We start from the raw sequence: 22,946 nt of genomic DNA, 5'->3' as shown, positions 1-22,946 counted from the left end.
TCATGTCTCATCAGCTCCATTGACAAAGAACCTATAAATTTCTGCTTCCAGCAGATGTCGATGGAAAAGTTAAACAAGACTCGATCAAGTCTAAGCAAAACACCAAACCAAATGGAAGGCGAAAAAATGAAAAGAACTATTTTTCAATCAAGCCAATTGACGATGCTTTTTTTAGCCTTTGCCGTGTTGGTTGCCTGTGGCGGTGGGGGAGACGACGGTACCACAACGACCGATAACGGCTCCACATCCAGTGCTTCGTGGACCTATATGGTTTACATGGGCGCCGACAACAACCTTTCCAGCGCCGGGCTGGTGGATCTGAATGAAATGGAAAGCGTGGGATCCAATGCTAACGTGAAGATTGTCCTGCAGGCGGAGTTCAGCGATCAATACACCCCGAGCCTTGATTCATCATACGGATACGACTGGACTACGCTTCGTTTTCTGGTGGCCAATGATAACGATACCAGCGATGTCAACCTGGCGGCCGGAACGTCGATCGGCAACAAGGACATGGGTGATCCGGCCACCCTGAGCGCTTTCATCACCTGGGCCACGACCAATTATCCGGCCGATCATTACGCGCTGGTCATCTGGGATCACGGCGCGGGGTGGAAAAAATCGCGCCTGGCAACGATGCAGTTCAAAGGGGCGGTGCAGGACGCAACCAGCGGTAGTTTCATGAGCCTTCCGGATCTGGCCCAGGCGGTTACCGATGCTGGTGTCCATCTGGACATCATCAATTTTGACGCCTGCCTGATGGGCATGTATGAAGTGCTTTATGAGTTCAACGGACTCGTGGACTATATGGTCTTTTCAGAGGAAACCGAGCCTGGTAACGGGGACCCCTATGACACCATCCTTGCTGCGCTGGTGGCCACGCCCTCCATGTCCGCCCGCACCCTGTCGCAGACCATCGTCAACGCGTACCATAACTATTACAGTGATCCGGCGGTTCGGATCGAAGGCATTACCAAATCGGCCGTGGATATGTCTCTTGTGGGGCAGTTGCACACCCAGGTGCTGGCGCTTGCCGATGGCATTGTCACTGAATATAATAGTATTTCATCAACTGTGACCGCTGCCCAGCAGCAGGCCCAAGCCTATGAATATGCGGAGAACCACGATCTTTACGATTTTGCGGATTATCTGGCGACCTACCTTACTTCAGACTACGATACCAAAACCGCTGCCGCAGACATCATGGATACCGTGACCAGCATGGTCGTTGCCAACAAAACCTACGGCAGCGAGGTTGACGATTCTCACGGGATTGCCATTTATGCGCCGACCAATAACCAGATATCCAGCGCCAGCGATGATCTGACCAGTTACGGTCAGTTGGCGTGCAATGCAAGCCGCGCCAGCGTATGGCTGGATGCGGTCAATGTAATGGTCGATAACAGTGGGGATACGGATACCGTTCTCGAGCCCGGTGGCTTTGCATTCTATGTGTACTGGCAGGATACCAATACGGATGTTGACCTGTACGTTATAGAACCGAGCGGTACCGCATACGCCCCTTGGATGGGGCAGTCGACCCCGAATGGATATTTTTCCGCCGACTCTATCGACAGCGGGGAACATGAGGAATACTATGCGGCTGACGACTATGTGGAGGCCGGTGATTACGATGTGATGATCAATCTTTACGACAGCTCCAACAGCAGCGATGTGGTCAGCCTGTATTATATCGATCCTGAAAACGGTTATGAAGATTGGCAGCTGGTTGGTCAGGAGGAGATGGACCTGAACAATCAATATCCGGGGACAGGCTACAGCAGCCTGGATGACCTCGCTAGCTACAGTGACTGGTGGTACCCTGGCAATGTCACCCGAGAACTGACCGATGGTCAGACCATCCGACTGCTCTCCGGTGAACGGAACTTTAACATCACCATCAAACACAAAAAGGCCAAACCGATCGTCGCCGACGAAAAGAGGTAGGGGATGTTTAAAAACAGTAATATCGTATGTTTGTTGCTCGTCGTTTCAGCGATTTTTTGGGCCATGGCCTGCGCTTCATCGCCTGATGTTGAGGATACGACCAGCAAAGTGCTCACCATCAACGCCATAAAAGACAACCCGGACGGTTACGCCGGCAGGACGGTTCTGTTGACCGGCCGGTTCAAAGGCTGGGAGGGCCCATGCAAGGAGGCCCCGCCCAAAACCAGAAGTGATTGGATGCTGGCGGACGATACGGGGTGCATCTATGTGAGCGGCAGTGTGCCCAAAGGCTTGCGTCCTATGAGTCCCAATGATGAGCCCGTCACGCTGACCGGGGTGGTGCGTCTTACCAAGCAAGGGGTGCCGTATCTGGAAGCGCAACATCCTTAAACCGTGGCGTGTCCCTCCAGATAGGATTAAACCAGTTCTGGAGGGACACTATTTAGAATCAATGTCCAAAACCTTCAATCAATGCTTCAAGATCCGCTTCATTCACCCGGCCGTCCCCGGTGAGATCACCGGGGCAGTCCGGTGCATAGCAGTTGGTCGCTCCCCAATCCCAGGCCACCGCGTGCAGGTCAAGCCCGTCCAGATCTCCATCGTCGATGTTGGTTGAGCCACCATCGGCAAAGGGCCGTCCGTCGCGAAGATAGTTGCCGCGGCCGGTGGGCCAGAGCAGCTGGTTGTGGGCGGAGCCGGGAACCGTGTAGACGAAATATCATCATTCCTCCTCCATTTCTTCCACCACCGGCGGCTTCATGATCAGGTCGATGGCCTCCCGCGCGGCGGTGGCAGCTTCAGGAAATACATTGATCAGATTGGCGGTGTGACGCAGGTTGTCGGCGGTACGCATCATCAGCATGGCCAGGTTGCCCTCGGCCATGCCGTATTCGCCGGCGACCGTTTCCCAGGGGTAGCCCGATGCCCAGGCATGGGTCATGGCTGCCGGCCGCAAATAGAGCTGGCGCACCTCGAATCCCCGGGATTTCATGTGGCGGGCAAAACCGGTCAGTTTTTTCTGGATCCGGGACACGACTTTTTTAAGCCGATTGGGCACCAGGCGTCCCTCCAGGCGATCATCGGTTTCTTTTTCATTCACAAAGCAGGCAAACACACCGGCCATCTGGGCCGCGTCGGTATCCGGCAAAAGGCCCTGGCGCAGGCACTCGGCCACCAAAAGGGGCTGGTCCACACGCAATTGGGAAGCCCAGATACCGTCTTCGGTCAGCCGGTCGTCGGCATCCACGAACCCGGTGGCCTTGAGAAAATCAAGGTGGCGCAGAAAATCCTCCCACAGTATTTCGTGAACGTCGGCCATGCGGCTTTTCTGGCGGCTTTCCTCTGCATCGGTCATGAGCAGCCAGGTGGCAAAGGAGCGTTTGAGCAATTCCTCCACCTGGGCCGGGGTGTGTGAGAGCAAAAGGTTGAGCACCATGGAGAAATTGATCCGGATGCGGCTGACCACCTTGTCCGGCTTGGATGCCAGCAGACGGGCAACCAGATGAAGGTCCATGTAGCGGCCGGGAACCGCCAGGGCAAAACCGATACGATCCATCCCGCGGCGGCCGGCGCGCCCGGTCATCTGGTGCAATTGGGTGGCATCCAGAGGCATAAACTCGATGCCGTTGAATCGGTCGGAATTGAAAAACACCACGGTGCGGGCCGGAAAATTGACGCCGGCGGCCACGGTGGAGGTGGCGAAGACGGCCGTCAACAACCCCTCGGTCATGAGATTTTCCACCACCAGCTTCCAGCCGGGCAAATGGCCGCTGTGGTGGGCGGCAACCCCGGCCTGTTCCAGATGAATGCGCTGGCGATGGCGCGACAAGTGCGGTGAATTATCGGTAAGCTGGCTGATGCGGCCAACAATACCGGCCTTTTTTTCCTCGGTCAGCGCTACGGCACCGTGGCACAGGGCCAGTGCCGCATCGCAGTCGCTGCGTGATTTCAAAAAGAAAATCGCCGGCAACAGGTCAAAGGCTTTAAGGACCCGCAGAATATCGCCGAACGGGGGCAAGCCCCGTCGTCGGCCGAGTTCCGGCGGAGTTTTCCCGCCGATCAGCCGGTACACTTTTTTGTGCAATTTCCGTTTTCCGCTCCCCTCCTTGGCCAGTAAGGGCAGCAAGGTGCCTTCGGGATTCAGGACCATGGGATAGAGGGGAACGGGGCGGCGGGTTTCGGCCACTACCCGGCACAGCCGACCCCGAATGGCGGTGAGCCAGTTGGCGATGGCACCGGCGTTGCCCACGGTTGCCGAAAGCATCAACAAAGGGATGCGTGACGGCAGGTAAATCATGGTCTCTTCCCAGACCACACCGCGTTCCTCATCGCCTAAAAAATGAGCCTCATCCAGAACCACCAGATCGGTGTTCAGGGACACCCCGTGGTGCATGGCATCGTAGAGCTGGTTTCTGAGGATTTCGGTGGTGCCCACGATGATCGGGGCGTCGGTCAGTTCCTTGCGGTCGCCGGTTAGGATGCCCACATTGCCGGTGCCGAAAATCTCGGTAAACTCGATCAGTTTGGCATTGGTCAGGGCCTTGAGCGGTGATGCATACCAACACCGGCCGCCTTGTTCAAAGACGCGGCGAATCACCTGTTCGGCAATCCAGGTTTTACCGGCACCGGTGGGGGCGGTTACCAGGCAGTCTGATTCACGCATGACCTCGACGGCCTGGGTTTGAAACCGATCGGGCGTAAACGGGCGCTGCCGCGGTACACCGATTTTACTGAAAACGGATTTCAGTTGTCGGTCCGCATCGGGTTTTAGATGATGCTGCCTGAATGCGCGCCGGTTGTTGCCTTTTTTTCGCTGCGGATAGCGTCGGCGCCCCTGGGGGGCGCCTTTGACGGGTTTGCTCATATTGCTGCGCGCTTATAGCTTGTCGATGATGCCGGCCACCACTTTTTTGGCCGCCGATGCGGTCTCGTAGGGTGAACTGCCGGTCAGATCGGCTTCGATGAGATCCTCGTCGTACGGCATAAAGCCTAAAAACTCGAATCCATTCAGATTGGCGCGCAGAAATTCCTCGTCCTTGGGGCTGCGGATCTTGTTGCCCACAATGGCAATGTTTTTCAAGAATATTTCCGATGCCAGGCGTTTGATGTTTTCAGCGGTTTCGATGCTGCGGCGGCCCGGCTCGACCACCACGATCAGCTTGTCCACGGCCTGGGCCGTGGCCCGTCCCAGGTGTTCGATACCGGCCTCCATATCCATGATCACCACCTCGTCGCGCCCCAGCACCACATGGGTGATCAGGGCCTTGAGCAGGGTCGACTCCGGACAAAGGCAGCCGCCGCCGCCTTTTTTGACACTGCCCAGGCGCATGAGTTTGATGTTGTCCAACTGGGTTGACAAGGTGTCGGGGATGTCATCCACTTTGGGGTTGAGCTTAAAAAAACCACCGATGGTGCCCGCCTGGGCGCCGGTGCGCTCGAAAATCAGTTCCTTCATATCGGCGATGGGGGTGATTTTCTCGGAATCGGCAATGCCCAGGGCCGCTGCCAGATTGGCGTCCGGGTCCGCATCAATGGCCAGGACCTTTTTGCCCCGGTCACTCAACATCCGGGCCAGAAGCGCGGAAAATGTCGTTTTGCCTACACCGCCTTTACCACTGACTGCCAGTTTCATAATTTGTTCCTTTCTTTTCCGCTCGCATCGCCAGGATCGCCTATGGAGAAGAATTGCCTAAAAAGCCGTTCCATGCCATACATGATGATCGACAAAGACGAAAAGTCACGTGTGTCTTATACTGGGTTTAGCCAATATGAAAGCTTTTTAGTCTATTATTTAATGTTTGGTTTACAGTGAACACGCTCCTTCGAGCTTAAGAAAATCCACTTGCGCCGTTGTATCAACAATGCCGATAATATAAGACATGTTGCCTGTGGAGCAAGAGGGCCTGACCGCCAATGGCCATGAATTCAAATTCAGTCGACTTTCAAATCCATAACTCTCAATTTCGTAAAAAAATACGGATAACCTGACCCATGCCATCAAACGATTCTGTTTTTCCGTCCATCCTTGCACCGGCCGGTAACCGGGCCGCATTCCTGGCTGCCCTGGCTGCCGGTGCCGATGCGATTTACTGCGGCCTGAAATCCATGTCGGCGCGCATGGAGGCCAAGAATTTTTCCCTGGACGAGCTGGCCCAACTGGTGCGGCTGGCCCACGATCGGAAGGTCAAGGTGTACGTCACCATGAACACCCTTGTCAAACCGGATCAGCTGGATCGGGCCGGCCAACTGATTCGCGGCCTTGCCGACCATGTTCATCCCGATGCGCTGATCGTTCAGGATTTGGGGGTGGTGGCCCTGGCTCGTCAGGTCGGATACGTCGGTGAACTGCATCTGTCGACCCTGGCCAATGTCAGCTTTCCCAGGGCCGTGGGATTCATTGCCCGTCACCTGCCGGTGTGCCGCGTGGTGGTTCCCCGGGAACTGTCCATCGACGAGATCAAGGCCATGGCCGCGGCATGCCCGCCGCACATGGACCTGGAGGCGTTTATTCACGGGGCGCTTTGTTACGGGGTTTCCGGTCGCTGTTACTGGAGCAGTTACATGGGCGGTAAAAGCGGGCTCAGGGGGCGCTGTGTGCAGCCCTGCCGCCGCCATTACCGCCATGGGGGACAGACCGCCCGGGCTTTTTCCTGTCAGGACTTTTCCGTGGATGTGCTGGTCAAGATTCTGGGGCAGGTGAAAAAGGTGGCCGCCTGGAAAATCGAGGGCCGCAAAAAAGGGCCTCATTATGTCTATTACACCGTATCCGCTTACCGTATGCTGCGCGATAAGGGCCATGATGCAACGGTCAAGCGTGACGCCTTGAGTCTTCTGGATCAGAATCTGGGACGGGAAACCACCCATTACCAGTTTTTACCGCAGCGGCCGCAAAAGCCGATCAATACCCGGCATCAGACGGCATCGGGACTGTTCATGGGCAAGGTTCAGGGACCGGCGAAAAATCCCTGGGTGGTGGTTCGCCAGGCGTTGTTCCCCGGTGATGTTTTGCGCATCGGATACGAGGACGAGCCGGGGCACGCCATCTGCCGGGTCAAACGCCATGTGCCTGTGAAAGGACGCTTCCCCTTGAAGTTGGGCAGCGTGAAGACACCCAAGACCGGTGCGCCGGTTTTTCTCACCGACCGCCGTGAAAAAGCCCTGGAAACCATCCTGGCCGAGGTGGAACATGAGGTGCGTCCCGTGGAACCGGCCGGCCCCTTTCATGCCAGTGTCACGCTGCCGCGCCCGTTGGAGAAAAAGGGGCGCTTTACGGAAATTCGCGTGAGTCGCCGTCTCCCTAAAGGGGTTGGCCGGGGTGCTTCCGGCGTATGGCTTTCGGAAACCGCGGTGGCCAATATCGGAAAATCGTCAGCCGGTCACCTGTGGGTCTGGTTGCCGCCCGTGATCTGGCCGGAGGATGAATCCCGGGTCGCCGGGCTGGTGGGACAGAGTTTGAAAGCCGGGGTGCGCCGGTTTGTACTGGGAGCGCCCTGGCAGATGGCGTTGTTCAATCGCCCCAAGGGCCTGGATTTGTGGGCCGGTCCGTTTTGCAATGCCGCCAATGCCCTTTGCCTGGAAACCTTTAAAACCTTGGGTATGACCGGCGCCTTTATCAGTCCTGAATTGGGAGAGGCGGATATCATCAGTCTTTGCCGCCAGCGACCGCTGCCGTTGGGGATCGTTTTATCCGGGCACTGGCCCCTTTGCATATCACGAACCCTGGCCGACGGCATGCGGCTGCGCGAGCCCTTTATCAGCCCCAAGGGGGAAACGGCCTGGGTGGATCAACACGGACCGGACTATTGGATTTTCCCCAATTGGAAACTTGACCTGACCGAGAAGCAAAAGCAGCTTGTGCGGGCCGGTATTGAATTATTCGCCCATCTGGACGAGCCAGTACCCAAGGCGGTGACCATCAAGTCGCGACAGGGGTTATGGAACTGGACGATCGGCTTGAAATGATTTCAAATTTGAGATTTGAAATTTGAAATGACGTCAGGCCGCCCCCGAGAATCCGCTGTATTCGTCGGCATCCTCACTCATGGACACGCCGTAGACATCTTCGCCACTGAAGGTAAAAACAATGTGTGAGGGGTCGATGGTGCCGTCGGCGGTTTCGTTCTGGCGGACGGTGAAACCGATGGTCGCCGTATACGTGTCCGGATCGTAGGTGACATAATCCGGGTTGTAATCGAGCGTGATTTCAGTGGCGGGGATCTCGTCGCCGTAGTTGTAGGTTTTGGCGATGTTGAGGCTCGAGGCGCGGGTGATGGTCCAGTTGGTGCGGTCGAGGATCGAGGAGACATCCATTTCTTTAGTGAACTGAAATGTCATGGTCATGCTCAGCTCGGCGCCGGCATTTTCCAGGTAGCTGTCAATGGCCGAAACCGGATAGCCGGAAGCCATGTTATCGGGGAAGGTGCTGGTGGCCCAGGCAAAGGCGATTTCAGGTTCCTTGGACTGGTAGATGTAGTCCTCGAGTGTGCCGGCCAGGTCTTCGTCAAGATCTTCCAGTTCATCGACAATATCCTCGGCGGCTTCGTATTCTCCCATGTCGGTGTAGGCATATCCGATCTCAGCCATGGCATCGTAGAATTCCGGGTCGATCTCAAGGGCGGCTTCAAATTCTTCGATGGCCTTTTCATACGCTTCGGTCAAGGAATACATTTTGCCCATCCCGTAATAGCCGGCCGTGCTGTCCGGGTAAGTGGTTTTGACCTTGTTGAACTGAACTTCGGCCTCTTCGTAGTCTTCTATTTTCAGCAGGGCCTCGCCATAGGAATAGCGGTTCTCTGCGCTGTCGTCGAGCTCGACGGCCTTGCCGTACTGGAACGCGGCATCGTCATAGCGCTCTTGCATGTAGTACAGCTGTGCCAGCGAGGTCCGCAGGGTCGCGTCATCCCCATTGCGTTGGATGGCATTTTCGTAGGCTTCGATGGCCTTATCGGTCTTTTCCAGTTTCAGGTAGGTCTGCGCCAGATACTGGGTGGTCTCGGTGTTGTAATCCGAATCCGGAGCGATGGCGATGGCCGCTTCAAAGGCCTTGGCGGCTTTTTCATAGTCTTCATTGGTGTAGGAATCCATCCCGGATTGCAAGAACTGGTTGGACAGCTGGGTGAGACCATCATTCTGACTGACCAGGGCTGCAAAAATATCCGTGGCATCTTTTTCGTCGAGGACGGTTGACGCCGCGGTCCAGGTCAGTGAATCGGCCAATACGGTTTCTATCCCGCTCATCTTATGCCTCCCCCGTGCGTTAAGGCAATATTGCCTTGTTGCTTTGTGCCACTTTTTGTATCATAGGGTTCCTGATTGACGTGGCGCGGTTTTATCCCTCCTAGTTGTCTGACTTGGATTTCGCCTGTTTTCTCCCTGTCTTTATGGTGGGAGGGTTACATGCTGGTAACAGTTTGTAAACGAATTCGCATGCCCCATTTTTAATTTGATTTCTGATGTTTGCGGAAAAAATTGCAAGGGTGTTATAGCCCAATGATCTGAAAATTAACGGCTCAATCGAATCGACATGCCGTTGTCGCCATAAGACGGTTACGGAAGTAAGGAGGGACCAATGGCCTCAGCCATATTTCATTTTTCCACCATTGAGGTGAACCTCGATACGGGGATTGATATTCAAGACATAACAGGCGATCTGAATCGTCTCATCGCCCGTTCCGGCATTGAGAACGGGACTGTCAATGCGTGTGTGACAGGCAGTACCGGCTCCTTGACCACCATCGAATATGAACCGGGGGTGGTCCAGGATTTGAAAGACGCGATCAATCGGATCGCGCCCAGAGAACTGGATTATGCGCATGAGCTGGCATGGCATGACGGCAACGGCCATTCCCATGTTCAAGCCGCGCTGTTGGGGCCATCAATTGCCTTGCCCATCAGAAAGGGACGGTTAAAACTGGGCACCTGGCAGCAAGTCGTCGTTATCAACCACGATAATCGCGCCCGGAAACGGCCGATCGAGGTTACCCTGATGGGCGTATAGTTAGTGCTCATACAGAAATGACCAATTTGCCCGATATCGGCGTTGCGCGAAAAATTTTATCCTCGAAATATCAACCATATGTCTGTGGTAAAATTTTTCGGGCGCCTTGATCTCGACCAAATTTGCCTATTTCTGGATGGACACTAGTTAGCGCCCATCTTTATCGGACCGGTCCATGACATGCCGTATGGCGTTCGCCAGTTCGTTTGCCGTGACTGGCTTTTTGACAAATTCGATGGGCTGCAACGGACTGAGTTTTTCCTTTAATTCCAAATACCCGGAGCAGAGCACGATGGGAATCGACGAACCTGTCTGCCGTACCTTTTCGGATAATTTAATCCCCGTCATCTGGGGCATGGTATAGTCGGTAACGATGATGTCAAAGGCATCCGGATCGGCTGAGAAAGCGTTCCATGCTGATGGTGAGCCGTTGAACGCCTCAACGGTATAGCCCAGTTTTTCCAACAGGTTCTGGGTTGAGTGGATGATCGCCTCTTCATCATCCACTAAAAGGATCCGCTCCGTTCCGCGAGGCAGGGCTTCGTGTTCTGTTTCGTCCAGGGACAGTTGGTGCAATTCGGCGATGGGCAGCAGAACGGTGAACGCGGTCCCCTTGCCGGGCTGACTGGACACCATGATTTCTCCACCCATGCCTTTGGCAATGCCATGGACCACGGACAGGCCCAGGCCGGTACCCGCTCCGGTGGGTTTGGTGGTGAAGAAAGGATCGAAGATACGATCCAGGACGTCCTGTTCGATCCCTTTGCCGGAATCGGCCACCGTTAGCCGCAGATATTGTCCGGATTGCAATTTGGGGTATTGAAGGCACATGTCCGCTCCGGCATGGGTTTCATCTAATGTGATCTCCAGCGTTCCCCCGGTCTCTCTCATCTCGTAACCGGCGTTGGTGCACAAATTCATGGTCATCTGGTGGATCTGGGTGGCGTTTCCGATTACTGCCGCATCACTTTCCAAACTCGCCTTTATCTCAATTGTGGAAGGCAATGAGGCCCGCAGCAGTTTTACCGTGTCGATGATGATCTCTTTGGGAACCAGCGGCGACCGGCCCATATCCGATTTGCGGCTAAAGGTCAGGATGCGGCTGACAAGGTCCCTGGCCCGTTTGGCGGAACTCATGATTTGCCCAAGGTACTGCTGCAGGCGTTCAGTCTCGGAGAGGTGATGGCGGGCAAGATCCGTGTAGCCGAATATGGCACTTAATATGTTGTTGAAATCATGCGCGATACCACCGGCAAGGGTGCCAATGGCCTCCATTTTCTGGCTCTGTTGAAGCTGTTCCTGCATCATGAGTTCTTTGGTGATATCCCGGCCAACGGCCAGATAACACATCAGGTTGCCGGTTGGATCGAGAACCGGCGTGAGGGTCACATTCAAAGTATGGGATTCGCCATTTTGTCGGCTGCCCTTGAAATGGCCGCTCCACACCGTTTGCTTTTTCATGGCCTGTTGTATTTCCTGATTTACTTCCGGGTTGTCTGTGTCGGGACGGAAGGAATGGCCGACAATATCTGCCATTGGCCGGTCAATGGCAGCGGCCATGGCGGGATTGGCGAACCGGACGTTCCCATCGATGCCGATGATGACAAATGCTTCGGCGGCTTGGTTGATGGCAGTGTTCAAGGTGGTCAGGGTGGTTTGAACGGGGGTACTGATAGTCTTGGAGAAGAAAATGACGGCCAGAATAATCAGAACCACAAAAAAAGCACTTACCAGTAGCAGAAAACGCATATTCGCATAGGCCAGGCTCATGATTTCTTTTTTGTTCTGCGTTGCGCCGATACTCCATCCGGTCAGGGGGATCGGGCATATGCCGGCAACTTTTGGCGTTCCGCGATAGTTATACGCCACCGACGTTTTTTGTTGTTCTATCATCTTTTGGGCCAGAGACATGGTTTCAGCTTCATCACGGATATTTTTTTTCAGAATCTTGGTTTGATCCGGATGGGAAATAGATGTGCCTTGCTGATCGATCATGAACACATAACCGGTTTTTCCCAACCGGATGGCGGCAATGTATGTCGCCAGGTACTGGGCCTTGAGTACGCCCAGGACCCCTCCGATGAATTCTCCATCCGGAGACACGATGGGGGCGCTGAGGCCGAAGATCGGTGCGCCGGTTGCCTTTGACGGCACCATGGGGCCCACACCGGTTTTGCCTTCCTTTGCCGATGCGAAGTAGTTTCGCTCGGTGATGGAAATACCGATCCGGGCGCTGTCCGCACCATCTGCACGGATAATCCCGTGCGTGTCGTAAACGGCGATCCCCTCGAAATCGGCGGCCAGCAGTTGGTACAGAACGGATAGTTTTTTCTGGATGTTTTTGTATTCACCGGCCATTGTGTCGCGGATAACCTGAGGGTCGGCGGCCATGCTGTTCAGATTTCTCAAGTCTTTCTCGAGGGAAATCTGAATCATGCCGGATAGGCCTTCGGCCACTTGAACCAGCTGCAGGCTGGAGATTTCTTCAAGAGTGCGGGAGGATTGGACAAAGGTTACGGAACCGATGATGGTCATGGGAATCAAAAGGATCAAAATACCGGCTAAGACCAATTTGGATCGCAGGGAAAGGGTTGTCTTTTCCAACCAATTTTTCGCGGCCATCGCCATACTCTCGCGTTTGCCTGAGGGATTTACTCCCGGACAACACAATGGGAAGAGGAATATCCATATACAAAATTTAGAAATACGGGTTGCTTTCAAGGTACATTGGACGGTTGCCGCTGTCAATTCCAGTGTAAACCTTTAAAACCGCTGGCCAGAATAAAAATGGGGGTAATGTAGATGGGCGTGTTGATGGGGGAGGGCTCTGTTGCCAAAACGGCAGGGGGACCACTATTTCGTCCGGTGATTCCCTTTACTGCTGCGTTGATCACCGGAATTATCATTGCCGATGCCCTGCCTGGTTTCAGCGTTGCCGCTTTGGCAATATTTTTTGTAACCATCCTCCGGGTGGTGCATTGCCTCCACCGGTCCCGATCGTCGCTGTGGGCACCGCTGCTGGCGGCCATGGCTGCTGGATACCTTTCTTTGATGCCCTGGCTTGCTCCCCGCCATGGACCTGACCATGTCACCTGTTTCCTGGACAGCGGCCGTTGGCTGGTTCGGGCCCGGGTGGTGGATCGCCCAATCCACCGACAGGGACGCACGCGCTTTGTCGTCGCGGTCCAGGCCCTGTCCCGTGCGCATACTCGCCATCCGGTCAGCGGCAGAATTCGGTTAACGGTGATGGGGGATGTGGCCCCGAATCCAGGGGATATTGTTTCCTTTCGCGCGCGCCTGCGTTCCTTTCATAATTTTCGCAACCCCGGTGGGTTTGATTACTGCCGTTACATGGCTTTTCAACGGATTCACGGCAGCGCCTGGGTGCGCTCAGATAAACTTGGCATCGATCCCCGCCCCCCATCGCGATCCGCTGGGCGTCTGATCCAGGATGCCCGCAGAAAGCTGGCACAGATTATCGACGCGACTGGCAACCCGTGGACAGCGGATGATAAAGCCGTGCTCAAGGCCCTTGTGGTCGGCGACCGGTCAGGCATTGACGATACGCTGCGCCAGCGCTTCAACCGGGCCGGGGTGGGCCATTTGCTGGCCATTTCCGGATTGCATGTGGGGATTGTGGCCACGCTGGCCTTTGGCCTGTTCAAGTGGCTGTTCTCTTTTCTTCCCGCCTTGTTGTGGCGGGGGTGGGGGCGCGCTTGGGCAGCGGGTGCAACCCTTTTTCCCGTATTGGCCTACGGGCTATTGGCCGGTATGTCCCCCTCCACCCAACGGGCCGTGATCATGGTGGCCGTGTTTTTGTTTTCCCTGATGCTGGGCCGGTCGCGCGATACACTCAACACCCTGGCCGTGGCGGCCCTGATAATTTTGATCGTCTTTCCGCCGGCCTTGTTTTCGATTTCCTTTCAGCTTTCCTTTGCCGCCGTGCTGGCCATCGTGGTGGGCATGCAGAGAATCGGAATCCACCGGGACCCGGGTGCTCCGTTGACCCGGAAAACCGTCCAATGGCTGATCGGCGGTGTGCTGGTGTCCGTATTGGCTGTTGCCGGTACCATGCCGGTGGTCCTTTATTATTTTAACCAGACCTCGCTGGTGGGAGTTGCGGCCAATTTAGTGCTGATCCCGCTGGTCGGATTTGTGGCCGTACCGATGGGATTGGTTTGCGCGGTGACGTCTTTTTTTCTTGAGCCGGTGGCAATTTTAGGCTTCCAGATGGCATTGGCGATTGTCCATGTCGCGTTGATGGTGATCGATGGGTTTGCGGCGCTTCCCTTTGCCGCACTGCGTACGGTATCCCCTTCTGTGCTGGAAATCGGGATATACTACACGGCCGGCTGGGCCCTTTTGAACTGGCGCAGGATCCCTATCGCGTCCTGGGTGCTGGCCATTGTAATCGGTGTCGCTGTTGGGGATGGACTTTACTGGACCTATCAACGCTTTTGGCACCGCGATTTCAAAGTCACGGCCATCGATGTGGGACAGGGTGCGTCTACGTTGATGGAATTTCCCGGCGGTGATGTGATGCTGATGGACGGCGGTGGTTTTTCCGACAATCGTATTTTCGATATGGGACAGCGGGTGGTGGCACCGTTGCTGTGGCGCAGGAAGATTGCCCGTGTGAACATCCTGGCGCTTTCTCACCCCAATGCCGATCATCTCAACGGTCTGATTTTTATCGCCCGGCATTTTCATGTGCAGGAACTGTGGATCAACGGCGATGCCAACACCACCTGGGGCTATAAGCAATTGATGGCGGTCTGCCTGGAAAAAGGCATCGCTGTACGTATCCTGGATACGCGCACAAGGAATAAGACCGTTGGCGGAGTGACCCTTAGTGTTTTACACCCCCCACCAGGGTATGCCGTGACGGTGGGTGCCGACCAGCAGGATCGCCGCAACAATGCCTCTTTGGTAATTCGGGCACGCTTTGAAAAGACCGCCTTTTTACTTACCGGAGATATCATGGCCGAGGCTGAAAAGGGCCTGGTGCAACGGGAAGGCCTGCAGTTGGCTAGCACGGTGCTTTTTGCCCCCCACCACGGCTCCCGCACCTCGAGTTCGGCCGGCCTGATTGCCGCTGTGCAGCCGCAAACGGTGGTGATCAGCGCCGGTGTCAACAATCGCTTTGGCTTCCCCCATGCCGAGGTGATCCGCCGCTATCGCGGGGCCGGCTGTGGTATCTGGTGTACTTGTACCCATGGTGCCATTTTTCTGTCGTCGGATGGCGATCAGGTATACCGGAAGTGATTGACTAAGATTCTGGAATTCTATATTATTGTTGATATGTTGGATGAACCTGGACCACAGTCAAGTGAATTGGGGCAACGTCGTCCTGGGAAGTTCGAAACTTACTCGGGTAATTGGCAGGTCTCCTTTTCCTTGGAATCAGTATGTATCTGCAATCAAGGTAATTATTGGATACGGTATTGTTATGTTTTACCGAGCCCCTCTGAATGTTTTCCGATATTTTTATCGCAATATTCACTATGCGAAGATTATCAAAGATGGCGTATGTATACAATCAATGGTGAAAGGGCTTAGCGATTTACACGAACAAGTCAATAAACTACTGGAGGTTCCCAGAACTGCATATGGGGACTTACATGGGACATGGTGGCAATTTAAAGAAACATGACCGTTTTTCTTTGAATTCATAAAAATATTCAAGTAACTATTTTTGAAACGTGCGAAATGTAAGATAAGACAACAATTTTATTGATTGGAATGTTAATAAACCATAACCATTTCTGATATTTCAGAATATAAAAAAGCAGCAATATCTTTCGAGATTGGCTGATAAGCCTCAGCGGTTAATTCCCTCGCCCTACCTATCCAAGCACTTTTCACGGTTCCCAGAGGCGCCGTGACATTTTTTTCTAGAAGGAATTCAATGGATGATTCGCCAATTATTTCACCCGTTGAAATATCAATGAGTTCGATTTGGATCATCGGCTGGATTTTGGTATTCATAACAGGAAAAGCTGCATCGCACCAAGCAAACCAACGGTAATCAAATAAATCTCCTTCATCTCCAAATATTCCGACAACGAGAGCCGCAGCAAGTGAACCGGCGCCTAAGGGGATTCCAAACGGAATACAAGGGATTGAAGCCAGGAAGGCCCCTCCGCCGTTGACATCAGCAGAATATTCAAACGAGCCTAAATGTGAACGGACCAAAATGTCCGCTCCTTTTTTATCTGCTAGGTAAATTTCTTCCTCTATTGAAGAAAATGTTGTTTGGTCCAAGATTGAAACCCGGCTAAAGTAATCGAAGTCCATCAAATTTTTCACAATTTGCTGTCTTAACTCTTTACCGTTTATTGGAACGTTTCCGCTCGTCGCCCACCATCCTTCAAAGCAGTTCTCATATGGTGTTCTATTATCAAATATTGATCCAAAAACGATCGTTAAATCAAGTTTTTTAATATTGTCTGAATTTATTTCTGATGCCTCAAGTTTTGAAATCCTCGTTACCTTAATTGAATTAGAACACCCGAATAAAAACAATAATAACATCAGGCCAAAAATGGTTTGTGATGAACGGCAAGATGAAAATCTTTTCAATTAGTCCTCCTTTCACAATTAGAATCTATTAATAGTCAGTAACAGCAATGCAGAAAAACTTGTTAAAAGAGTAAGATTTGAACAGATTGCCAGTATCAAAATTAAATAGGATTCGGTTCTTTCCTTCGATTGAAGAAGTCCAATAAATACCATTTAAAGCGAATTCGAAAAATAAATCAGAAGATTTTATTTTCTGATAAAAATTATATATTTCTTGATATGTTGGAATTCTCCATTTCTTTTTCAATCTATTTATTCCTTCCACATGAAAAGAAGCTTTCTTATAGTTTAACCTTAAGTTCTTGTCCAAGAATAACCAAAGCTTTTTTTCATCATTATCATATATAATTCCTTCACTTGAATGCATGGAATAATCATTTAATGATTCAAGTGTATTTTCAATCATAGAAACAGAATTAATGTTGTAATCTTCAGTTGTTTTGAAATAAAAATTTCCTATAAGAGAAGAAACTTCAAAAGGCGTTTGTTTACCTTTTGTATCTTTCATCACGCCTGCCCTAATTAGTTTCATCATCTGCGACAACTCTACATTTGGCATACGCATTTTATCAATCAAGTGTTTTGTATAAATTCCATTCCTCCCATGCCCATCATAAGCCACCGAAAATGGTGCTGTCGCGTATGAAACAAGGGATCCTTTTGGAGCATTCATCCTTGCCAAACCTTTAACAGTCGATCTAAAGCTATTCGCGTAAGGGTTATTGCGGCATGCATCTAAAAATACCATATTCAAACTGTTTCTGGCTTCTTGCATTTGTATCAACACTCTGTTTGCATTTACCGCCTCAAACTCAATGTCTGCTTCACTAATAATTTTTTCATCAATAGGAATAAGGAAATTTATGCCTTTATATTGAATTCCATGACCAGCAAAATAAAAAAATCCGATGCCTCCCTTACTTTTTCTAAGCTCTTGTCCAAAATCTTGTATTGATTCTTCCATTTCTTTCTTAGTAGCATTCAGGAATAGATGCACCCTAAACTCACAATCTCGAAGAACTTCTGCGATATCACTTGCATCATTGATAGGGTTTTTCAACGGCGAACTGAGATAATCTTTATTTCCAATGACAAGTGCAATCCTTTTCCTTTTTTTTTGGTTAAATACATTATTAATTGAAAGCCCCCTTTCAACGGGGAATGGGCTCTCATCAGCAAATACGAACGTTGAAAATATAATGGATAGAATAAAAAAGTTGAAAGATAATAGATAAATTGAACTTTTAATGTGCATGACATAAACAAGAAAATAGATAAGAATTTAATTTTACGATATTAAAATATACTGAAATATAAAATTATTGTCAATTATAAGGTTCGTCAGGTTCAGGGTAACCGCATTTATAGATCATCCTACAAAGATCTTCGATAGGTAATTGTCGTCCTATCCAGCCAATATTCTTGTATTTTGGGTCTAACTACCTATGGTACATAACTCAAATACGTTGATAGATTGGTGGAATGAGCCTTTTTTATGGAGAATGGCAAGCGCACAGGCATCGTTCCGGACCAGAATCAAGTCACCCGTCGAGGAAAACAGGTGAATACTATTCATCCAGAATTAGTCGGTATATCGCTTAGAAATGGAGTTGAAAACATCTCCAGTTTTGAACTCTGCAATGGTGTCCCAGATTTTTTCGGCAATGACCGGGTGGGCCGCTATAAATTGGTGTGAGAGCATTAAAAAATAGGTTTTCTCGGAAATGGGTGGATACACTTTTTCAATCTGACCGAGCTTGTGCGGTGCTTGAACAATATAAACATCAGCCACGGTGGAAAGGCAAGCCACACCTGCCAATCCGCCCTTGGATAGCATTTCCAGCAGTTCAATCGGCCTTGGCCGTTCCAAAACATCGATGTTCATACGACGCAAATCCTCGACGATAGACCATCCCAGGGGTGCCCCAATCGTAGGGCGCGGCATTTGCTCCAGATTAACAAATTTGCCATCTCTCCAGGTCACTGGAGACGATTTAAGTCGGTAAAGGTAGTAGGCGCTGTCGCGGCTCTTTCGAGTTTGATCGACCTTGCCATTTTTAAATGGAAAAACACCGATTTCCAGACGTTCGGGCTTGAAACTGGCGGGGAATACACCATCCAGTAGACCCGCTTTCAGTTCAAAGAGGCAGCGCTTCCATGGCATCCGCACCATTTTAAGTTCCAAACCCAGTTGTCCGGCCATATGGCGGTAAAGCTCGATCTCAATGCCTGGCAAGTCCTTTTGGAAATGGAGACCACCACCCATGATCCACGGATTGCCAGGCGTATCATCAGTAGCCAGCAAGAGAGTGAGAGACATTCCCGAGGCAGGATGCAGAAAAAACGCACACAGCAAAGCAAACACGCGGCAAAATCGGAAAAATGATTGATTGTCCATCGCTAAATAGATAGCTGATTCGGTTTGTTTATCCGAGCCCAAGGATTAGGAAATAGATTTCTATTTGATTTGAATATGGCAGCAAGGTAGTTGGGTGTCAACACGGACAAAGAAAACGGCCTGATGGCATAACTGCTATTAGCTCCCGCGCTGAGGTGAAATAGGTCGACTATAAGTACAAGTCATGCCCAATTACAGATAGCATCAATTTGTTCATCCGAAATCATCAGGGCCTTGGTACATAATCCCGTATATCGCAGCAATCGACACAATTCGGCGACGCAAGGTACGCTACCGTATTTACGAACAGGGGGTACTTAGTTTTATCCCCCCCCTCATCTCAGGTTGCGATTTGACACCCTGTTTTCAACCATACTATAAATTAAAGAATCAGCCACTGTTTGGGGCTGGCCGTTCGATCTTCATTCCCTGTTTACGGGTTTGCAACACAGCCTAACGCTTTTAGCAATTAGGCGTTAGCCGTTAGGATGCCTGGATTATCCGAATAGTAAGGTAACAACCATGCCTATCCGGATGTTGCCCATACAAGGTTAAAAATGCTGTTATCATACATGAATTTTATAGTATGCCATTTGGATATCAATCCTATTAATGCCTGTATTTACAGTAGATTATTACCTATTCAAGAATCGCTTTGTGCGTTAAGTGGATAGGCATGGTAACAACTAATCGCTAAAAGCGAGTAGCTGCTCATCGTGCGCTTCCACACCATTTTACGATGACCCATAACCTGCATCCATGCCGCCACCGACGGCAACTTTGGAGGAAACTCTTGGAGGAAACCATGGTAGATCCCGAAATCCAAGCCACACTGCAGTCGTGCCAGTTTTTGGAGAACATCTCTTCAGAGCACCTGACCACCATCAGCGAATTTTGCAGCATCGATCAATACCCGGCCGGATCATATGTATTTCGGCAGGGTGATTTTGGCGAAGACCTGTTCATTATTGTTGATGGCTACATTTTTTTAGAACGGGCCATGGACATTGGTAAGCACAAGGGATCTGTGGTGATCGATGCCCTGGGCAAGGGACGCACCCTGGGATGCTGGTCCACGCTTTTGGGCGAACCCCATGTGCTTATGTCCTCGGCCAGTTGCCAGAAGGACTCGACGGTCATTCGGATCAAGGGGCGGCCGCTCAGAAAATACATGCGCGAGGACACGCCTTTTGGCTTTTTTATGCTCGAAAGACTTTGTTTTTTGTTGCGTGATCGCATTCAGGCCGCTTATGGTGCCATGGATAAAATTTGATGTTTAATTCTAAATGGGCATTTACCCATTGACATTTTGTTCGCTTGTTGCGACCCTAACGCGGTGATGATCGATCGATTGGCGGCGTCACCAATAGTTGATGCGCTTGTAAAATGCTTTTCCGGGCCAGGCCTAACCAAGCCGCAACGTAAAAAGCACGCCTTTTCGTTTTCGGGCCGTGGCTGAAAATTGGCAAAAGCTTCTTAAAAAACTTTCTCATAAATGGTAAAGATCGGTTTTCCCCGCAACCAAACCGTTGAGACGTGACCATTATGCATTCACTCACAGCTGAAGATCAGGCGAACCTGGAAAGCCTTCAAAAACAGATCGATGGGTTTCCCAAAAGCCGTGGACAACTCATCCCGTTGCTTCAGATGGCCCAGAAAATAATGGGTTACCTGCCAGACGAGGCCCTTTCCCTGGTCGCCGATTATTTGTCGATCACCCGCTCCGAGGTTTATGGTGTGGCCTCTTTTTACAACCAGTTCCGTTTCAACCCGCCGGGCAGAAACCCGGTCAAGGTTTGTATGGGAACAGCCTGCCATGTGCGTGGGGGCGAGATCATTCTTGAAAATTTTGAACGCAAACTTGAAATCAAGGAAGGCGAGACCACCATCGACCGTGAGTTCAGTATCGAACGGGTAGCCTGTGTGGGCTGCTGCGCCCTGGCACCGGTGGCACTGATGGGTGACACCCTGCACGGCCACATGCAGCCCAGCAAAGTGGAAGGGTTGGTGCTGCGCGTTAAACTGGAAAAAGAAAAAGCGGCCAGGGAGGCCGCCAAATCATGAGCGGCGATGTGAACACCCAGGTTCAGACAGCGTACCAGGCGCTTGTGGATGACGCGGTGGCTCAGAAAGCGCAGTTTGATCAAAGCCCCCTGCCCAAAATCCATATTGGCATGGCCACCTGTGGGATTGCCTCGGGCGCCCTGGAAACCCAGGCGGCCTTCGAAGAGGCCCTGGCCGATCGGGGGGTTGAGGCGCTTGTGCATACGGTTGGCTGTTTTGGCCATTGCTATGCCGAGCCGGTGGTGATCATCGATCATCCGGATTCGGGATTTCCGCCGATTCTTTATCCGGAGGTGACCCCGGGCAAAGCCAAGATGCTGGTCAAGCTTTTTCTGGAAGAGGGCGATCCCCGCTTCGAGCATATCATGGGCGCCACCGTGGAAAACGAGATGATTCCCTCGGTGACTGAATTTGCCCGTTTCAATCGTGAAAAACGGGTGATTATGGATCGTTGCGGACGTATCGATCCGGAAAAGATCCATGAATATATCGCCGACGGGGGGTATGGGGCCCTGGTTGCGGCCCTTGGCGATGCGCCGGAAGCGATTCTGGATGTGATCGAGGCTTCCGGCCTGCGAGGGCGCGGTGGCGCGGGCTTTCCTACGGCCATTAAATGGCGGGCGGCCCGGGATGCGGCAGGCGCGGACAAGCTGATCATTTGTAACGCCGACGAGGGTGATCCAGGGGCGTATATGGACCGCACCCTTCTGGAGAGCAACCCCCATCAGGTGATTGAGGGCATGCTGCTGGCTGCGTTGGCCGTGGGCGCCAAGCAGGGGCTGTTTTACGTGCGCGCCGAATACCCCCTGGCGGTGCGTATTCTCACCTTGGCCGTGGAGCAGGCCCGCGAGTCGGGACTGCTGGGAGACAATATTCTGGGCAGCGGTTTTTCCTTTGACATCAATTTGTTTCAGGGCTCCGGTGCCTTTGTGTGCGGCGAAGAAACCGCATTGATCCGCAGCGTGGAAGGCTTCAGAGGCATGCCCCGGCATCGTCCGCCCTATCCGGTGGAGCGGGGACTGGATGGCCGTCCCACGGTGATCAACAATGTCAAGACCCTGGCCACCGTGCCGACCATTGTGGAAAAGGGCGCCGACTGGTTTCGCAGCATCGGTACGGCTGACAGCCCGGGTACAGCGGTTTTTTCCGTGGTGGGCAACGTCACCCATCCGGGACTGGTGGAAATCCCCATGGGGGTGACCCTGCGGGAGCTGATTTTCGATATCTGCGGTGGCATTCCCAACAAGAAAGCGTTCAAGGCGGTACAGATCGGCGGTCCCTCCGGTGGTTGTCTATCAGATGAATTTCTGGATACACCGGTGGATTTCGACGCCCTGACCCGGGCCGGCGCCATGATGGGTTCCGGCGGCATGGTGGTCATGGACGAAGACGCCTGCATGGTGGATGTGTCGCGTTATTTTCTCGATTTTACTCAGAAGGAGTCCTGCGGCAAATGCACGTTCTGCCGTATCGGCACCCGGCACCTTTTGGACATCCTGCGCCGGCTGACAAAGGGTGAGGGCCGTGAAGGGGATATCGAGCAGCTGGAAACGTTAAGCCGGGCTGTCAAAAAGGGATCGCTTTGCGGTCTGGGTAAAACCGCACCCAACCCGGTCCTTACGTCGCTGGCCTATTTCAGGGATGAATACGAGGCCCATATCAAGGAAGGCCGTTGTCCGGGCCGCAGTTGCCGGGCCCTGACGGCTTTTTATATTGATCTGGACAAATGCGCCCGGGGCTGCGATGCCTGCGTGGGCTGCTGCCCGGTGGAGGCCGTCTTCACCACCAGCAACCGCAAGAAGGGCATTGACCAGGAACTGTGCGTCAAATGTGGCGAGTGCATGGTGGCCTGCCCGCCAGAATATGATGCTGTGGTCAAGATTTCACCGGCCCATTTGGTTCCGATCATCGAGCGTCCGCCGGAAAAGAAAGGCTGATCGACAATTGTCATCGGGATCT

At 52.4% G+C, this 22,946-nt stretch carries 15 protein-coding genes; 8 read left to right on the top strand and 7 right to left on the bottom strand.

Annotation, left to right across the window (positions count from 1 at the left end):
• The first annotated feature begins 126 nt into the window (after positions 1–126).
• Both Dvar_RS31160 and Dvar_RS31155 read left to right on the top strand, forming a co-directional pair.
• Positions 127–1,947, top strand: coding sequence for a clostripain-related cysteine peptidase (locus tag Dvar_RS31160; RefSeq protein WP_419657027.1), 1,821 nt, complete (start codon positions 127–129; stop codon positions 1,945–1,947).
• Between the two features lie 3 nt (positions 1,948–1,950).
• Entirely contained in the window at positions 1,951–2,337 is a 387-nt protein-coding gene (locus Dvar_RS31155; RefSeq protein ID WP_419657026.1) for a hypothetical protein, read from the top strand.
• A gap of 331 nt (positions 2,338–2,668) precedes the next feature.
• On the opposite strand, the gene Dvar_RS31150 is transcribed toward Dvar_RS31155, so the two are convergent.
• Both Dvar_RS31150 and Dvar_RS31145 read right to left on the bottom strand, forming a co-directional pair.
• Positions 2,669–4,810, bottom strand: a complete 2,142-nt coding sequence (locus Dvar_RS31150) for a DEAD/DEAH box helicase (RefSeq protein WP_419657025.1) — start codon at positions 4,808–4,810, stop codon at positions 2,669–2,671.
• Between the two features lie 12 nt (positions 4,811–4,822).
• The gene (locus Dvar_RS31145; protein ID WP_419657024.1) at positions 4,823–5,578 is read right to left on the bottom strand and encodes an AAA family ATPase; all 756 of its coding nucleotides are present in this window, start codon (positions 5,576–5,578) and stop codon (positions 4,823–4,825) included.
• A gap of 359 nt (positions 5,579–5,937) precedes the next feature.
• Between Dvar_RS31145 and Dvar_RS31140 the strand changes: the two genes are divergently transcribed.
• On the top strand, positions 5,938–7,908 hold the full coding sequence (locus Dvar_RS31140; RefSeq protein ID WP_419657023.1) for a U32 family peptidase: 1,971 nt from the start codon (positions 5,938–5,940) through the stop codon (positions 7,906–7,908).
• A gap of 33 nt (positions 7,909–7,941) precedes the next feature.
• Here the strand turns inward: Dvar_RS31140 and Dvar_RS31135 are convergent, their stop codons facing one another.
• Positions 7,942–9,183, bottom strand: coding sequence for a tetratricopeptide repeat protein (locus Dvar_RS31135; RefSeq protein ID WP_419657022.1), 1,242 nt, complete (start codon positions 9,181–9,183; stop codon positions 7,942–7,944).
• Between the two features lie 331 nt (positions 9,184–9,514).
• On the opposite strand from Dvar_RS31135, the gene Dvar_RS31130 reads away from it, so the two are divergent.
• Positions 9,515–9,943 (top strand): secondary thiamine-phosphate synthase enzyme YjbQ, encoded by a 429-nt coding sequence (locus Dvar_RS31130; protein WP_419657021.1) that lies wholly within the window; start codon positions 9,515–9,517, stop codon positions 9,941–9,943.
• Positions 9,944–10,090: 147 nt separating this feature from the next.
• Here the strand turns inward: Dvar_RS31130 and Dvar_RS31125 are convergent, their stop codons facing one another.
• Complete coding sequence (locus tag Dvar_RS31125) at positions 10,091–12,565, bottom strand: cache domain-containing protein (protein WP_419657020.1); 2,475 nt, start codon at positions 12,563–12,565, stop codon at positions 10,091–10,093.
• Positions 12,566–12,745: 180 nt separating this feature from the next.
• Between Dvar_RS31125 and Dvar_RS31120 the strand changes: the two genes are divergently transcribed.
• Positions 12,746–15,208 (top strand): DNA internalization-related competence protein ComEC/Rec2, encoded by a 2,463-nt coding sequence (locus Dvar_RS31120; RefSeq protein ID WP_419657019.1) that lies wholly within the window; start codon positions 12,746–12,748, stop codon positions 15,206–15,208.
• A gap of 480 nt (positions 15,209–15,688) precedes the next feature.
• Here the strand turns inward: Dvar_RS31120 and Dvar_RS31115 are convergent, their stop codons facing one another.
• The 3 genes from Dvar_RS31115 to Dvar_RS31105 all read right to left on the bottom strand — a co-directional run bounded on the left by Dvar_RS31115 (position 15,689) and on the right by Dvar_RS31105 (position 18,965).
• A complete protein-coding gene (locus Dvar_RS31115) occupies positions 15,689–16,525 on the bottom strand; it encodes a hypothetical protein (RefSeq protein WP_419657018.1) in 837 nt (278 codons plus the stop codon).
• A gap of 28 nt (positions 16,526–16,553) precedes the next feature.
• Complete coding sequence (locus Dvar_RS31110; RefSeq protein ID WP_419657017.1) at positions 16,554–17,780, bottom strand: caspase family protein; 1,227 nt, start codon at positions 17,778–17,780, stop codon at positions 16,554–16,556.
• A 327-nt stretch (positions 17,781–18,107) separates the two neighbouring features.
• Positions 18,108–18,965 carry a substrate-binding periplasmic protein gene (locus Dvar_RS31105; protein ID WP_419657015.1) on the bottom strand — a complete coding sequence of 286 codons (858 nt, stop codon included), beginning with the start codon at positions 18,963–18,965 and terminating at the stop codon, positions 18,108–18,110.
• A gap of 763 nt (positions 18,966–19,728) precedes the next feature.
• Between Dvar_RS31105 and Dvar_RS31100 the strand changes: the two genes are divergently transcribed.
• The 3 genes from Dvar_RS31100 (at position 19,729) to Dvar_RS31090 (ending at position 22,924) form a co-directional block, all read left to right on the top strand.
• Positions 19,729–20,196: a Crp/Fnr family transcriptional regulator gene (locus Dvar_RS31100; protein WP_419657014.1), complete on the top strand. Its 468-nt coding sequence runs from the start codon at positions 19,729–19,731 to the stop codon at positions 20,194–20,196.
• Positions 20,197–20,468: 272 nt separating this feature from the next.
• Complete coding sequence (gene nuoE / locus Dvar_RS31095; RefSeq protein WP_419657013.1) at positions 20,469–20,987, top strand: NADH-quinone oxidoreductase subunit NuoE; 519 nt, start codon at positions 20,469–20,471, stop codon at positions 20,985–20,987.
• Positions 20,984–22,924 carry an NADH-ubiquinone oxidoreductase-F iron-sulfur binding region domain-containing protein gene (locus tag Dvar_RS31090; protein WP_419657012.1) on the top strand — a complete coding sequence of 647 codons (1,941 nt, stop codon included), beginning with the start codon at positions 20,984–20,986 and terminating at the stop codon, positions 22,922–22,924. Before nuoE ends, Dvar_RS31090 begins: the two co-directional genes overlap by 4 nt.
• The last annotated feature ends 22 nt before the right edge of the window (positions 22,925–22,946 follow it).

This window comes from Desulfosarcina variabilis str. Montpellier, assembly GCF_048565275.1.
GTDB lineage: Bacteria > Desulfobacterota > Desulfobacteria > Desulfobacterales > Desulfosarcinaceae > Desulfosarcina > Desulfosarcina variabilis.
This window is presented reverse-complemented; position numbering and strand designations above follow the sequence as displayed.